Origin of the sequence: Streptococcus hyointestinalis (assembly GCF_041225505.1) — a bacterium.
Lineage (GTDB): Bacteria > Bacillota > Bacilli > Lactobacillales > Streptococcaceae > Streptococcus > Streptococcus hyointestinalis_B.
In genome coordinates, this window is sequence record NZ_JBCLSK010000010.1 from 23,297 (window position 1) to 38,912 (window position 15,616).

The 15,616-nt window shown below is 43.6% G+C and carries 15 protein-coding genes; 2 read left to right on the forward strand and 13 right to left on the reverse strand.

The annotated features are described in order from the left end of the window. Positions 1 to 183: 183 nt before the first annotated feature. Positions 184 to 1,815: an alpha,alpha-phosphotrehalase gene (gene treC, locus AALA56_RS03920; RefSeq protein ID WP_369908841.1), complete on the reverse strand. Its 1,632-nt coding sequence runs from the start codon at positions 1,813 to 1,815 to the stop codon at positions 184 to 186. A gap of 21 nt (positions 1,816 to 1,836) precedes the next feature. Beyond that, positions 1,837 to 3,852 (reverse strand): PTS system trehalose-specific EIIBC component, encoded by a 2,016-nt coding sequence (gene treP, locus AALA56_RS03925; RefSeq protein ID WP_369908842.1) that lies wholly within the window; start codon positions 3,850 to 3,852, stop codon positions 1,837 to 1,839. 169 nt (positions 3,853 to 4,021) lie between these two features. On the opposite strand from treP, the gene treR reads away from it, so the two are divergent. Both treR and yaaA read left to right on the forward strand, forming a co-directional pair. Next, positions 4,022 to 4,741, forward strand: coding sequence for a trehalose operon repressor (gene treR, locus AALA56_RS03930; protein WP_369908843.1), 720 nt, complete (start codon positions 4,022 to 4,024; stop codon positions 4,739 to 4,741). A gap of 35 nt (positions 4,742 to 4,776) precedes the next feature. Next, the gene (gene yaaA / locus AALA56_RS03935) at positions 4,777 to 5,502 is read left to right on the forward strand and encodes a peroxide stress protein YaaA (protein WP_369908844.1); all 726 of its coding nucleotides are present in this window, start codon (positions 4,777 to 4,779) and stop codon (positions 5,500 to 5,502) included. A gap of 329 nt (positions 5,503 to 5,831) precedes the next feature. On the opposite strand, the gene nrdG is transcribed toward yaaA, so the two are convergent. The 11 genes from nrdG to AALA56_RS03990 form a co-directional block, all read right to left on the reverse strand. After that, positions 5,832 to 6,449, reverse strand: a complete 618-nt coding sequence (nrdG, locus tag AALA56_RS03940) for an anaerobic ribonucleoside-triphosphate reductase activating protein (RefSeq protein WP_369908845.1) — start codon at positions 6,447 to 6,449, stop codon at positions 5,832 to 5,834. A gap of 12 nt (positions 6,450 to 6,461) precedes the next feature. Then, positions 6,462 to 6,959 (reverse strand): GNAT family N-acetyltransferase, encoded by a 498-nt coding sequence (locus AALA56_RS03945; protein ID WP_369908846.1) that lies wholly within the window; start codon positions 6,957 to 6,959, stop codon positions 6,462 to 6,464. 210 nt (positions 6,960 to 7,169) lie between these two features. Beyond that, a complete protein-coding gene (locus AALA56_RS03950) occupies positions 7,170 to 7,304 on the reverse strand; it encodes a hypothetical protein (protein WP_369908847.1) in 135 nt (44 codons plus the stop codon). Between the two features lie 8 nt (positions 7,305 to 7,312). Beyond that, positions 7,313 to 9,520, reverse strand: a complete 2,208-nt coding sequence (gene nrdD, locus AALA56_RS03955) for an anaerobic ribonucleoside-triphosphate reductase (RefSeq protein ID WP_369908848.1) — start codon at positions 9,518 to 9,520, stop codon at positions 7,313 to 7,315. Positions 9,521 to 9,619: 99 nt separating this feature from the next. Further along, positions 9,620 to 11,158, reverse strand: coding sequence for a DUF2079 domain-containing protein (locus AALA56_RS03960; protein WP_369908849.1), 1,539 nt, complete (start codon positions 11,156 to 11,158; stop codon positions 9,620 to 9,622). A gap of 257 nt (positions 11,159 to 11,415) precedes the next feature. Further along, positions 11,416 to 11,718 carry a DUF1292 domain-containing protein gene (locus AALA56_RS03965; protein WP_115271427.1) on the reverse strand — a complete coding sequence of 101 codons (303 nt, stop codon included), beginning with the start codon at positions 11,716 to 11,718 and terminating at the stop codon, positions 11,416 to 11,418. Positions 11,719 to 11,752: 34 nt separating this feature from the next. After that, on the reverse strand, positions 11,753 to 12,172 hold the full coding sequence (ruvX, locus tag AALA56_RS03970) for a Holliday junction resolvase RuvX (RefSeq protein WP_277294671.1): 420 nt from the start codon (positions 12,170 to 12,172) through the stop codon (positions 11,753 to 11,755). Then, the gene (locus AALA56_RS03975) at positions 12,169 to 12,435 is read right to left on the reverse strand and encodes an IreB family regulatory phosphoprotein (protein ID WP_115271431.1); all 267 of its coding nucleotides are present in this window, start codon (positions 12,433 to 12,435) and stop codon (positions 12,169 to 12,171) included. Before AALA56_RS03975 ends, ruvX begins: the two co-directional genes overlap by 4 nt. A gap of 118 nt (positions 12,436 to 12,553) precedes the next feature. Continuing rightward, complete coding sequence (spx, locus tag AALA56_RS03980) at positions 12,554 to 12,952, reverse strand: transcriptional regulator Spx (RefSeq protein ID WP_115271433.1); 399 nt, start codon at positions 12,950 to 12,952, stop codon at positions 12,554 to 12,556. Positions 12,953 to 13,075: 123 nt separating this feature from the next. Further along, positions 13,076 to 14,263: a recombinase RecA gene (recA, locus tag AALA56_RS03985; RefSeq protein WP_369908850.1), complete on the reverse strand. Its 1,188-nt coding sequence runs from the start codon at positions 14,261 to 14,263 to the stop codon at positions 13,076 to 13,078. Between the two features lie 93 nt (positions 14,264 to 14,356). After that, positions 14,357 to 15,616, reverse strand: a complete 1,260-nt coding sequence (locus tag AALA56_RS03990; RefSeq protein ID WP_369908851.1) for a competence/damage-inducible protein A — start codon at positions 15,614 to 15,616, stop codon at positions 14,357 to 14,359.

The following is a 15,616-nucleotide window of genomic DNA, read 5'->3' on the forward strand; positions in this document are numbered from 1 at the left end:
TAAACTGCACATCATCATTAACAAATATCTTGTCATTATCTGCTAGATCAATCCATAATAACCTCCAAATATCATCTTTTGTTATCTTAGCACCATCATGTAAAGTGTTTATCAAATAGTCATCAAAAATAGAACAAGAAAAACCTATCTCTGTAAACTACAGAGATAGGTTCCCAAAATGTTTTATGCGTTTTCAATGAGGATAGCTAGGGTTTGATAAGGGTTTAGGGTTAGTCTTTTAGTAAGTTTAGGGGTTGTGTAATTGCTGATAAGCACTTGACCATTAGTGTAAACTTCTGGTAAATCAAGCTCCACCTTTTCAGCGCTGAAGTTGTTGAGAACAAGGAGTTTTTGCCCATCCAGCTGACGCTCAAAGGCGTAAATCTGATGGCTGTCTTGATAAGCTGCCTTGTAGTCGCCCTCTGCGATGATGGGGTAATTTTTACGCAGGGCGATGAGTTTTTGATAGAAGGGGAAAATTTTACCAGACATCTCATTTGCGACATTGATGTCTTTGTGAGACGCTCCAAGTGCTAGCCAAGGTTTAGCAGTCGAGAATCCTGCATAGGTGCTGTCGTCCCACTGCATAGGTGTTCTTGAGTTGTCACGTGATTTTGCCTTGATAATCGCAAAGGCTTCCTCGTCAGTCTTTCCAGAATCTCTCAGCTCTTTATAGGCATTGATACTTTCAATATCGACATAGTCGTCCATACTTGTAAAGTCTGGGTCAAGCATCCCAATCTCCTCACCCATGTAGACATAAGGCGTTCCTCTTGAGAGATGAATGCTGGCTGCCAGCATAGTGGCACCCTCGTTGCGGAAGTTTTTGACATCCACAAAGCGGTTGAGCGCACGAGGCTGGTCATGGTTGTTCCAAAAGAGAGCATTCCAGCCGTCGTTTTCGCTCATGGCTTCGCCCCAAGTGTGAAAGAGGGTTTTAAGACTGTCAAAGTCATAGGCTTTTAGCGTCCATTTTTGCCCATTGTCATAGTCTACCTTGAGATGGTGAAAGTTAAAGACCATAGACAGCTCATGACGTTCTGGATTGCTGTAGTTGACACAGTTGTCAATCTTGGTTGAGCTCATCTCACCGACCGTCATGCTGTCGCTATCTTGACCAAAGGTCGCTTCATTAAGCATTCTGAGGTAGTCGTGTGTGATGGGACGGTCTGTGTAGGCAGGTTTACCGTCGTTTACAGGACAGTCAACTAGAACTTCGTCTTTTCCAATGAGATTGACCACGTCAAAGCGGAAGTGCTTCACGCCCTTATCCCGCCAGAAGTTGACAACCTTGAACAATTCTTCTCGGACATTGGGATTGCGCCAGTTAAGGTCAGCTTGAGTCACGTCAAAAAGGTGCAGATAGTATTTTCCAGTATTGCCAAAGGGTGCCCAAGCATTGCCACCAAATTTTGACAGCCAGTCCGTCGGCTTATCTCTTAGGATAAAGAAGTCTTGATAGTAAGCGTCACCTGCAAGTGCCTTTTGAAACCACTCATGCTCCGTTGAGCAATGGTTTAAGACCATATCGAGCATGAGCTCAATGCCATAAGATTTAGCTGTTGCAACCAAGTCCTCAAAGTCTGCCATTGTCCCAAAAAGTGGGTTGACAGCAGTGTAATCTGAAATGTCATAGCCGTTATCACGCTGTGGGCTAGGGTAGAAAGGATTGAGCCAGATGACATCAATGCCTAACTCAGACAGATAAGGTAACTTTTCCTTGATACCTTGTAAATCTCCAATTCCATTTCCTGTGGTATCTTTATATGATTTTGGGTAAATTTGATAGACAACACTTTTTTTATCAAATGACATAGTAATCCTCACTTTATACTGTTAAATGCGACTTGCGCTTAAGACATCCTCACCACGCACGATAGCAGCTGGCAATTCACCTAGAGTATCGACTTGATAGTCGTTTTGGTTGGTGACAATAACTGGGGTTTCCGTGACATAGCCTGCGTCTTTGATAACAGCCATATCAAAGCTAATCAAAGCATCACCAACCTTGACCTTGTCCCCTTGTTGAACATGGGCTTCAAAGCCTTTTCCGTCTAGATTGACCGTATCCATACCGATGTGCATGAGCAACTCAACGCCCTTATCTGAGACGATACCGACAGCGTGTTTACTTGGGAAAAGGACAGACACCACACCGTCAACTGGAGACACCAACTCACCTTCAGACGGTTGAATAAGCACACCTTGCCCCATGACACCTTGGGCAAAGACAGGGTCAACGGCTTCAGAGAGAGGTTTCACCTCACCTGTTAGTGGACTCTTGATGATTTCAAGCGTGCCTTTGTCAATACCTGCTTTACTTTCAGCTTCTTCAAGCGCTTCTACTTGAGGCGCTTTGACCGTTTCATCCTCGACTTTTGTAAAGTAACCTGCTTTTCTAAAGAAAACGGTCAGAGCAAATGGAACAACGATAGCGACCACCATAACACCTGCAAATGGCAACATGTATTGTGCCTTGATAGAGAGGATACCAGGGATACCTCCGATACCGATGGCATTGGCTGTGATGTTAAAGGTTGTTGATAGAAGCCCTGCGATACCTGAACCAATCATACCTGCAACAAATGGATAGACATATTTGACATTGACACCAAAGAGAGCTGGCTCGGTAACACCTAAGTAGGCAGAGATAGTGGCAGGAAGAGCAATCTGCGCTTCACGTTCATCGTGACGATTCATCCAGTAGTAGGCAAGAACAGCTGAACCTTGTGCGATATTTGAGAGAGCAATCATTGGCCAAAGGGCTGTACCACCAGTGTCTGATACTAACTGAGTATCGATAGCCGTTGTCATGTGATGAAGTCCAGTGATAACAAATGGCGCATAGAGAGCTCCGAAAATAGCACCAAAGAGCCATTTGAAAGAACCAGTAAGTCCCATAAGCACAATGGTTGAAATCCATTGACCGATTGTCCAACCGATTGGACCAAGAACTGTGTGCGCTAGGATAAGCGCTGGGATAAGAGAGAGAAATGGCACAAAAATCATAGACACCACTTCTGGGATGACCTTACGCCAGAAACGCTCCAAGTAAGCTAGAGACAGACCAGATAGTAGCGCTGGGATGACTTGGGCTTGGTAGCCGATACGCTTAATAGCAAAGAAGCCAAAGTCCCATGTCCAGTTTTTAGCAATCTCAGACGCTGAAGTATTTGCCACGTCGTAGGCATTGAGCAACTGTGGAGACACCAAGCAGATACCAAGCACAATCCCTAGAATCTGTGACGTTCCCATCTTACGAGTGACAGACCAGACGATACCGACTGGTAGGAAGTGGAAAATCGCTTGCGCTGGCAACCACAAGAAGCTATTGACACCAGACCAGAACTGAGAGACATCGACGATAGTGTTGTAGATCGGTGTGCCGTCTTTGGTTGTTTGCGCAACACCGTCGACGATCTTACGTCCGAGCCACTCCATCTGAACACCCTCAAGGATGTTTCTAAAACCTAGGATAAGACCACCGACGATGATAGCTGGGATAATAGGTGTGAAAATCTCAGCCAGCAAGGTCATGGTTTGTTGGATGAGGTTTTGATTGCTTTTGGCTGCAGACTTAGCTGCTTCTTTTGAGACACCTTCGATACCAGACACCGCTGTAAAGTCATTGTAAAAGAGCGGCACGTCATTTCCGATGATGACTTGGAACTGACCAGCGTTGGTAAAGGTTCCCTTAACAGACGGGATGTTCTCGATTGTTTTCGTATCTGCTTTTTTATCATCAACGAGAACAAAGCGCATGCGTGTCGCACAGTGTGTTACAGCACTGACATTTTCCTTACCCCCAATCGCTGTGAGCAGGGTTTTGGCATCCTGTTCAAATTTCCCCATAATGTATTTTCCTCCTTCAAGTGTGAACTTGATTTCTTTTTGTGTCTTTATTGTAACCGCTTTTAAAGTTGTCTGCAAGTTCTTTTTAGATTTTTTGCCAATTTTTTGTTAAAATAAAGAAGTTGTATGGTTTTTGAAAAACAACTAGCTAGAAACAGAGGACATATAGATGAAAAAATACCAAGCAATCGCAAACGACCTAGAACAGGCTATCCAAAACGGTGACTACCCACCAGACAGCTTTTTGCCGACCGAGGACAGCCTGACCAAGCATTATCAGGTCAGCCGTGACACTATCAGGCGTTCCCTAAAGCAGCTCAGCGAGCAAGGGCTCATCAAAAAAAGGCACGGCTCTGGCTCACAGGTCTTAAAGCAAGAGCAGATTAACTTTCCTGTCTCCGAATTGACCAGCTATCAAGAGCTGGCTAAACAACTCAAGGTACCCTCACAAACCAATGTCATTTCTATTGATAAGCTCATCGTTGATGAGGACTTGGCGCAGCTAACAAGCTTTGAGCCAAATAGCCTCATCTGGCGCATTGTCAGACAGCGGGTGGTAGACGGGGTAGCTTCTGTCATTGACATTGATTATTTGCGAAAGGATTTGGTGGCTGAGATGAACCGTCAGATAGCTGAGGACTCTCTCTACCACTATCTCGAGGATGAGCTGGGGCTTGACATCACTTTTGCCCAAAAGGAAATCACCATCGACCAGCTCACAGATATGGACAAACTCCTCCTAGACATCGGTCAAGAGCACCACGTCGTCTCGGTCAAATCAAAAGTCTTTCTAGCGAGTCAAGAGCAATTTCAATTCACCGAAAGTCGCCACAAGCTGGAAAAATTTAAATTTGTCGATTTTGCCAGACGCAAAAAGCACAAGCTTTAACTTTTTGACTACTATCATTCATCATAAGGAGTATCATGTTATTTTTAATTCCCACCGCAAAAGAAATGACACAAGCCAATGCACTTGTGCCATACAACTTACCAACAAAAGTAGAAACGATTATCAAAACCATGGTCGCTTTTTCACCACAAGAGCTGGAAAAGATTTACCGTATCAAGCCTGAAGCCAGCCAAAAAGAGTACCAGCGCTGGCAGGACTTTTCCACAGATAGGCTAAAATGCGCACCAGCTCTTGACCTCTACAACGGACTCATGTACCGCAACCTAAAGCAGGAAGCCTTCACCCAAATTGACCGTGACTATCTCAGCAAGTACGTCGCTATCACATCGAGCCTTTACGGTATCATCTCACCTTTTAAGATGATTTCTGAGCATCGGCTGGACTTTAATATGCCTGTCACGATTGATGGGCAGAGCCTCAAAAGCTTTTGGCGAGCGGACTACGACCAGTTTCTAAAGGATAAGAACTGTGTCATCTCACTACTCTCTAGTGAGTTTGAGGCGGTCTTTTCACCAAAATTACGGCAAAAGCTGGTCAAAGTCCAGTTCCTCGAGCAACATCAAAATGAGCTAAAAACCCACTCAACCATTTCTAAAAAAGCTCGTGGGCAATTCCTCCTTCACGCCATGAAAGAGCGTTGTCAAGACTATGACAGCCTGAGAAAGCTCAGCTGGGACGGCTTTTCCTACCAAGAGCTACTATCCACAGAGCAAAAACTGGTCTTTGTCAAAACTTGCTAACCTTTCCACAGCTATAGCCTCCCTTGACGCACGTGTTAAGGGAGGCTTTTTTGCACCTGTCCTTAAAACTTATCCACAGTTTTCCACATCCTGGGGATAAGTAAGGGGATAAATTGGGGATAAGTTTGTTAAACAGAAAAATAGTACGCATTTTCTTTGACAAGAGAGACTATCCTGTTCAAAAAAGCTGTGGTTTTATCTGCTTTTTGGCATTGACAAGTCTTGTCAACGGTTTTACACAGGTTATGCACAAGGTGTGGGTAAGTCTTGTCGATTTCTGTGGAAAAGTCTGTTCACAGACAAGAAAAAAGGTCGCCTTAAGCAACCTTTTAGATCAAATCGTCACGACTAACCTGCTCAAAGGTCTTGCCATCTCCATCATTGAGCTTGTCCCAGATAACCACTTGCTTGGCAGCCAGTGACTTTTGCACGTCGATGATACGCTGGTTAGATGAGCCACGAAACTGCAGAGTCAAGTCTTTTTTGCGAATATCAAAACGCCCATCCACTAGGATATCAATGAGACCAAGCATCTCTAGCTTGTCAGGCGTCTCAAGCATCATCTCTTCCCAGGTGTAGCCTGTCCAAGACCAGATATCTTTTTCAGGTAGTTCCCTTCTTACACGATTGATGAGAGGGATTAAAATCCCTGTGTTTAAAAAGGGCTCTCCACCAAGCAAAGTCAAGCCTTGCACATAAGGCTGAGCCAAATCCGCCATAATCTGCTCTTCTAGCTCCTGTGTATAAGGGACACCCGCCTTAAAAGACCAAGTAGCTGCATTGTAGCAGCCTTTACAGTGAAATTGACAGCCCGATACATAGAGCGAATTGCGGACACCCTCACCATCTACAAAGTTAAAAGCTTTGTAGTCAATAATACGCCCTTGGCTAAGCTCCTCACTTTTCCACTCTCCTGGTTTTGGTGTGTTCCAGTTTGTTTCCTCCATATTACTCGCTTTCTAAGATAGATTGATGGTATAGCGCTCGATGTTGTCACTTTTATCCTTGAGACGTCCGCCATTTGCAAGGATGACGGCACGACTGGCGCTATTAGTCTCATGGCAAGTGACAAGTACTTCCGTGATATTTTTTGCTTTTGCCTCTAAGAGCCCCAAGCGTAGCTGCTCTTTTGCGTAACCCCGACCACGCTGACTAGGGCGAATGGAATAGCCGATATGTCCACCTTCTTGGCGCAGCTTGCTATTTAGACGCAGGCGTAAGTTTAAAAAGCCCAGCGCTTGATTGTTCTCATCAAAAGCGACAAATTGGATGTAAGGCACAAATCCTTCTGGGATATTTAGCCCCATCTCAGCACAGACTAGGCTTTCTAGCCAGTCCTCATAGTCTAGGCTAGATTTGTAAAAGCCACCATCCATAGCACTATTGTGCTCCTCAAACTCGGCAATCATCTCAAGTACAGCTTTTTTATCGCTTAATCTTGGTCGTCTTAGGTGCATAGTAGTCCTCTTTAGTCTTATGATACGCTAAGAAGCTGGGACAAAAAATTCTCAGCTTCTCATTTTTTATAGATATAGGTACAAGACGCAGTGGTTGAGTGGGTTCTAATGCGTTGATAAATCAACTTCTAGAACCCTACTCAACTGTGCGGAGGTGGGACTACAAAATCGCATTTCTACGAAATGACCGATTTTTGTCCCACTCTCGTTTTATTTAATGCGACCGGCTTTTTTCAGTAAAGCTTGGGCACGTTCTTTTTTGGTATTGGAAAAGCCTTTCACCTGTTTTTCATGAAAGCGCTCAACTTGCGCTTGTCCTTTATAGTCTAATTGGTATTTTCCCATGATTGCTCCTAGTCTTGTTGCTCACCTGCGTATTGAATGGTTGAGCCATTCATGTGTTTCACACGCGCAGCGATTTCTTTGTGACGTCCTTTCACCATTGGACGTGCCTGTGGATTACCAAGATAACCACAAGTACGTTTGACCACATCCACCGTCTTAGGGTCGCTATTGCCACAGTTTGGGCACATAAAGCCACGCTCTGTCGGTGTAAAGTCTCCCTCAAAACCACAAGCATAGCACTTGTCAATCGGTGTGTTGGTGCCAAGATAGCCCACACGGTCGTAAGCGTAATCCCAAACCGCTTCGAGGGCTTTCGGATTTTGTTGGAGGACAGGATATTCACAATAGTGAATGAAGCCGCCAGACGCTCCAACCTGTGGATAATCTTTTTCAAATTCCAACTTCTCAAAAGGCGTTGGATTTTTGCGGACATCGTAGTGGAAAGAGTTGGTATAGTATTCTTTATCCGTGATATCTTTGACGATACCAAATTTCTCCGTATCAAGGCGACAGAAGCGGTCTGTCAAGCTCTCAGAAGGAGTTGAGTAGACTGAGAAATGATAATCGTACTCATTAGACCACTCATCACACAAGCGCTTCATCTGACGAACGATGTCTACTGTGAAAGCCTTAGCTTCTGGATTGTGCTCCCACTCACCACCGTAAAAGACGCTTGCCACTTCGTAAAGACCGATATAGCCTAGCGACACAGTAGCACGTCTGTGTTTAAAGAGACTGTCAACATTATCGTACTTGCCAAGGCGTTTACCAAAGGCACCGTATTGATAGAGAATTGGGGCATTGGCTGGACTCGCCTCTTTGACACGCTCTACACGGTAGACCAGAGCGTCCTTTGCTACAGCCATACGCTCATCAAAAAGCTGCCAGAACTTGGTCATATCGCCCTCAGACTCCATGGCAATACGAGGAAAATTGACCGTCACAACACCTAGGTTCATACGCCCAGAATTGACTTCAACGCCATTTTCATCCTTCCAACCTTGTAGGAATGAGCGACAGCCCATTGGCACCTTGAAAGAGCCTGTCAGCTCAATAATCTTGTCATAAGACAAGACATCTGGATACATACGCTTAGTCGCACACTCTAGCGCCAGCTCCTTGATGTCGTAGTTTGGCGTTCCAGGCTCTAGGTTCAAGCCTCTCTTCAAAGTAAAGATAAGCTTTGGAAAGATGGCTGTGCGGTGCTCTGCGCCAAGCCCTTGGATACGAATGTTTAAAATCGCTTTTTGAATTTCACGCTCAAACCAGTTGGTCCCAAGCCCAAAACCAAGTGAGGTAAATGGTGTTTGCCCGTTTGAGGTAAAGAGCGTGTTGATTTCATACTCCAAGGACTGCATAGCGTCATAGATGTCCTTTTGCGTCTTGGTCTTAGCATAAGCTTCACGCTTGTCCTCAGCCACCCATTCTTCTGCGTCCTTGAGATGTTTTTGGTAATTCAACTCAGCATAAGGCGCAAGTACTTCATCGATACGGTCAGCTGAGCAGCCTCCATACTGGCTGGATGCGACATTGGCGATGATTTGCGAGATTTGTGCAGTCGCTGTTTGGATAGAGCGTGGGCTCTCAACTTCGGCATTTCCAATCTTAAAGCCAGAGCCCAGCATACCCTTAAAGTCAATCAAACAGCAGTTGGTCATCGGTGTATAAGGGCTATAATCCAAGTCATGGTAGTGGATATCCCCTTTTTGGTGCGCATTTGAGACGTGCTTAGGCAACATCTTGAGCCCAATGGATTTGCCAACGATACCTGCTGTCAAGTCACGCTGCGTGTTAAAGACGTCGCTATCTTTATTGGCATTTTCATTGACAACCGTCTGGTCTTTATTGAGCAGTTTCTCAATGGTAAAGTTAATATCTGTAGCCTGTGAGCGGGCAAAGTCACGCTGCGTACGATAGTTGATATACTCTTGAGCAATGACGTACTCATTTGCCGCTAGCAGCTCATGTTCTACGATGTTTTGAATTTCGTAGATTTTGATGTCTTGGCTAAAGCGGCTATAGATTTCTCTCACCGCTCGCTCAGAAATTTCCTCAAGTTTGGCTTCTACAAACGGACTCATCTCCACCACTTGATTGCTTGCTTTTAGTAAAGCCTTATATATTTTATCAGCATCAAAACGCACGAGACGACCGTCACGTTTGATGACCTTGATTGTTGGATTTTCAGTTACAACTTGTTCTTCTAATGTTAGCATGTCTGCCTCCTTTTGACTCCTTTATTATATCACGATAAACAAAAAAATCAATATCTTGTATTGATATTTGTCGTATAACACAAGATATTGATATTTTCATTATTTTTTCTGATAAACTGTAAAGCTTTTTACACCGCTGACAGAGACTGCTTTGTACTCTTTTTTGAGCATGCTAGAGATACTTGCTGGCAGTGTCATGGATTTATTGACCACGATATAGGCTGAGTCAGCCTCTAGCAAACTATCTACTAGATTCTTATGATTGGTTTTATTGTGCGTGTTGATCGTTGGTAATGCAAACTGTGAGCCAGTCTTTAACTTGCTATCGGTATAAATGGTTGCCACCTTATCCCAGACATAGATAATATCATCACTTGAAGTCTTTTTAGCAACATAGCTCGCCGTCAAAGAACGCTCATAATTGAGCGAAGTCATGGTCACCACACGGTAGCCTAAATGCCCCAGAGCAATAACTACTAACAAGGCTGGCAGATAAAAGCCACGCTTGATATAAGTCGCAATCACCTCGGACATACCTGCATTTTTCGCACGGCGTCGGCTACGGTCACGAAAATTCGCTGCCGTTAAAATCAAACCATACATGGTCAATGGAAGCAAGTGATACAGGCAATAATCGCTAGACAACAAGGCTAAAACAAGGTAAACAACGGTCGTTAGCGCAAGTAAAATAGTGCCTACTTTATTATCTTTTCGCTTAAAGGTTCCAAATAAACCGTACAAAAACCCAGAGCCCAAAGCCACCACCAATTGCAAGACAAAAGCCAAGATAGCATTATCCGACCCCATAGCAGGGCTGGTAAACGGATAGATAAAGGCTTGCTTGATATAAGGCGACAAAATCTGTAAGTTAAAGATGAAATAACCCGCTGTATAGATAATTAGCAATGTTCCAAAAATTATACAGAGCAATTGATAAAATCCACGAGCAAAATGCTTATGACTAAGGTTATAGATACCAATCGTCACAAACGATAAAAGCCAAAAAACAACCGATTGCGGATCAAACAAGAGGGCAAAGGCGCTGATAAACCCATAAAGGATAAAGGCTTCATCCTTGACAAGCCCTGCAAAATAGCGCAGCAAGAACCAAATTCCAATCAGAACAAAGGGCATTCCAAACTGACTTGGATACAGACCACCAAAGCCTAAAACCAAATTCAGCAAATAAAAGATAAAGGCAAAAGCCAGTGTGACATCACGGCGTGTCGAAAGATAGTAAACAATCTTATAGAAATAAACACCAGCCACATAGAAAAAGACAAGCTGAAAAGGTATCAACCAAAGGAGCGCCCCCAGCAAATCACTGACCAAAATCAGCAAGTAGTAAAAAAAGCCACCTGTTGCAAAAACATCGCTATAAGGCAGTTGCCCTCTGACCATCATCACCCCAGTATAGAGGTTTTCTGACTGCCAGCCATTAGCATAGCCCGTAAAAAAGGGCAAAGCAATGCTACATAGACTCACCACTAAACTCAACAGCAACAGATAAAAGCGGTGTGATCTTGGCACTCTAAAATTACGATCATGGTTACGTCTCTCACCCACATGATAAGAGCGAGAAAGGCGACTGAGGTTTTCTCTAGTTTGTCCTGAGAGGGTTTCTGATGTATAGCTCACCGTGTTCTCCTGTCATTATAAAGTTTTTCCTATATTACAGTATAGCAAAAACTATTATTTAGTCAATTTCTTTCGGAGTTTGACATAGTAGCGCATCTCTCCAAAAGTGTGTAGTAGCTTGCCTTCATAGGCTTTTAAAAAGTCTTCTTCTTTTTTGCTTAATGTTTTCACGATAGTCCCCTTGTATAGTTATTACCTATTTATTCGTAAAAACATGTCAGACAAAAAGAAAAAGGGTAAAAATCCCCTTATCTCACTTAAGCTTCTTCATCCATAAAACTGTTGAAGACTTCTTCGATCATATCCCACTCAGCGTCAGAGTCTTCTGGGATTGGCTCAAGATTGCCTTCACGACCGTCTTCATTTTCAGTAAAAGAGTAAGCTTGAATCTCGATTTCACCAGCTTCATCCTCTTCTGCTCCAGCAGGAACAAGCAAAACATAGTTTTTACCAAATTGTTCACGACCATCAATGGTGAGCAAGATTTCAAACAATGTTTCATTGCCTTGTTCGTCTACTAAAGTCACCATTTCGTGTTCATGTCCATGAGTGTGTGCCATTTTTCTCTCCTTTTTATAGCATGACCATCTGGTCTTAAATTGTGCGATCTAGATAATTTTGTAAAATGAGCTGCGCTGCCAGCTTATCAATCACTTTTTTGCGCTTGTTGCGACTAACGTCTGCCTGCTCAACCAGCATGCGCTCAGCTTGAACAGTCGTGAGTCTCTCATCTTGATAGTCAACAGGTAGCTGAAAAAGCTCTTTGATCTTCTCTCCGTAGGACTGACTCGCCTCCACACGAGGACCACTCGTGTTGTTCATATTTTTAGGCAGTCCAACAACAAACTTATCTACCTTATACTCTTTGACTAACTCAGCCAAACGTTCAAAACCAAACTCTCCAGCTTCTTCATCAATTTTGATGATTTCAACGCCTTGAGCAGTAAAGCCTAGTGGGTCACTAATTGCAACACCGACTGTCTTAGACCCAACGTCTAATCCCATTATTCTCATAAATCAATCCCATTTCCTTTGAGATAAAATTTAACCAATTCCTCAACGATTTCGTCACGCTCGTACTTACGTACTTTATTGCGTGCATCGTTGTAGCGAGGGATATAAGCTGGGTCCCCACTAAGCACATAACCAACAATTTGATTGATAGGATTGTATCCTTTCTCTTCAAGAGAACGGTAGACAGTAGTTAGGGTCTCGCTGATGGCTTGCTTGTTGCCATCATCAAGATTAAAACGGACAGTTTCATCTGTAAAGCCCATACTTACACCTTCTTTCTTCAATGTCTAGTAGACTTTATTATAGCTTATTTCCAATTTTTTCACAAGCTGAAAGCTAAAAGTAGGCAAAAATATAAGAAGCCAGCAGGGGCTTCTCATATTATAGAGCAGCTCGCATGCGAGCCTCTGTATTTTCAACATCACGAATAGAGCGTGGCAAGAAAGCACGAATATCGTCCTCTTTATAGCCTACTTGTAGACGCTTATCATCAATCAGAATAGGGCTCTTCAAGATACGAGGGTTCTCCTGAATCAAATCAATCACTTGACTCAAGCTCAAATCCTCAATATTACAGTTGAGCGCTTTAGCATAGCGGTTTTTGGAAGAGACAATGCTCTCGATACCATCCTCTGTTTTTGATAATATGTCTAAAATTTCTTGCTTCGTTAAAGGTTCTTTCCCAAGATTCTGTTCTTTATAAGGAAGTTGATGAGCATTGAGCCAAGTTTTTGCTTTTTTACAGCTTGTGCAACTTGAAATGGTATAAATCTTAATCATGTTCATCCTCACTTTCTATCCTATGATACTAACTATTCTAACACATTCCTTGGAAATAAAACATAGGTCTTTAGACCTATTTTCGAAAAAATAGGCTAAAATAGAGGTTTTTGACGCTACAAACTACTCTTCAATCTCAATAGTATCCTCAAGATCAAGAACTAATTCGTCAGCTCCTTCTTCGTTTTCGATACTTGGTGCCTTGTCGTCTTCTGCTTTTTTAGCCGATTGACTCTTATTTCCCGCTTTCTCAGCTTCCTCTTCTGTAATCATACCGTAGTGAAGGCGGACTTTGCGGTCAATCTCTTCAAAAATTTCTGGATGCTCTGCCAGATATTTCTTGGCATTTTCTGAGCCTTGTCCGATCTTCTCATCGTTGTAAGAATACCATGAACCTGCTTTTTTGACGATGTCAAGGTCGCTAGCGATTTTTAACAGTTCTCCTGTCTGAGAGATACCTTCGCCATAGATGATTTCAACATTTGCTTCCTTAAACGGTGGTGCCACTTTGTTTTTAACGACCTTGATTTTGGTTTCCTTACCAACATTGGTGTCTTTTTGATCACCAGTTCCTTTGATTTGCGTATTACCACGCACATCAAGACGAACGGAAGCGTAGAACTTGAGGGCACGTCCACCAGGAGTCGTCTCTGGATTCCCAAACATAACCCCAACTTTTTCACGCAGTTGGTTGATAAAGATAGCGATGGTCTTTGTTTTGTTGATGGAAGCGCCTAGTTTACGCATGGCTTGACTCATCATACGTGCTTGAAGCCCGACATGCGAATCCCCAATATCACCGTCAATCTCTGCACGAGGAACCAAAGCAGCAACAGAGTCGACAACCACCAAGTCAATAGCGCCAGAGTCAATCAACTTTTCTGCAATCTCAAGTCCTTGCTCACCAGAGTCTGGCTGAGACAAAAGGAGCTCATCAATATTAACCCCCAAGGCAGCGGCGTATGCAGGATCAAGAGCGTGCTCTGCATCGATAAAGGCAGCAATACCACCCTCTTTTTGTGCCTGCGCTACAGCGTGCAGTGCCACTGTCGTTTTCCCTGAACTTTCAGGTCCGTAGATTTCGATGATACGTCCTTTAGGATAACCACCCGCTCCCAGCGCAATGTCAAGTGCTAATGAGCCTGAACTCATGACCTGCACCTTTTGCTCTGCATGCTCACCCAAGCGCATGATAGCTCCTTTACCAAAATCTTTTTCGATTTTTTTCAGAGCTTCTCCTAAAGCTTTTTCACGTTCTTCGCCAAATTTTTTCTTAATTTCTTCTGGTTTTTTACTTGCTTTCTTAGCCAAATTGTTCTCCTTTATTTAGAATAATTGCCTTAAAAAATATACATTACAGTAAACATCATCCCTTGATTTGACAACACTTTATTATACCAAATTTTAGTCATTTAATAAAGATTGACGCACCAGATTAAAGGCGTGTAGCGTGCTGATATAGCGCACATCGCTCCTTGTACGACCTCCAATCAAAACTTTGAAAGACTGTGTTTTATCTTTTGTGGCGATTGCAATGAAAACTGTCCCCACTGGCTGACCCTCAAGTTCATCTGGTCCAGCGACACCTGTAAGACCAATACCAATGTCAGCACCTGTTAGTCGGCGTGACTGCTCCGCCATTTTTTCAGCCGTAAAGCTGCTGACAACACCGTGCTTTTGCAAATCACTCAGAGGAATGTCTAGCATTCTTGCCTTTTCCTCGATACTGTAGGTGACATAACCACCTTTAAAGACCTGCGAAGAGCCTGGAAAATCGGCTAAAGTTGCTTGAAATAGCCCAGCTGTCAAGCTTTCTGCCGCTGTAATAGTCTTATCGTGTTCTTTTAGCAGGCTAAAAGCCGTTTTTGCTAAGCTATTATCATCTCCGTAGCCGTAGAAAAAGTCCTTCAATAAGACACCATCCAAGCTCTTGACAGACATGATTTTTTCTTCAAGAACATCAAGCTTGCTATCAGCTTCTTCTTGACTGTGTGCTTTTGTTGACAATCTCAGAGTCACCTCGCCAGTCTTTGCGTAAGGCGCTAGTGTCGGGTCAACTTGCTTGTCAATAAGTGGTGCCAAAACAGTTACCAACTGACTCTCACCGATTCCAAAGAAGCGCAAGACACGAGAATAGAGTTGCGTATGACCGTTTGAGATGAGCGGAATCAACTCCTCTGTTACCATCGGTTTTAGCTCGCTTGGCGGACCAGGAAGCACCACATAGCGGACACCATCCACACTCACATAACCACCCACAGCAAGACCAGTTCGATTTTGAAGAGGCGTAGCTCCTTCAATAATCTGTGCTTGGCGCTCGTTATTTGGGGTTCTAGTGTGTTTTGGGCGTAGCGCAAAAAAAGCATCCAACTTTTGGCTAGCTTGCTCGTCAAAGATGAGCTTGCGTCCTAGAAACTCAGCTAAGGTTTGCTTAGTCAAATCATCCTCAGTCGGACCAAGCCCTCCACACAGGACAACCAAGTCGCTGCGTGTTGAGGCAAGCTCAATCACTGATAACAAGCGCTTGCGATTATCACCAACAGTCGTTTGGAAAAAGATATCAATCCCCAGCTCGGCAAATTTCTCAGACAGAAATTGGGCATTAGTGTTTACAATTTGTCCGGTCAGTAGCTCTGTACCGACAGTAATGAGTTCAGCTTTCAT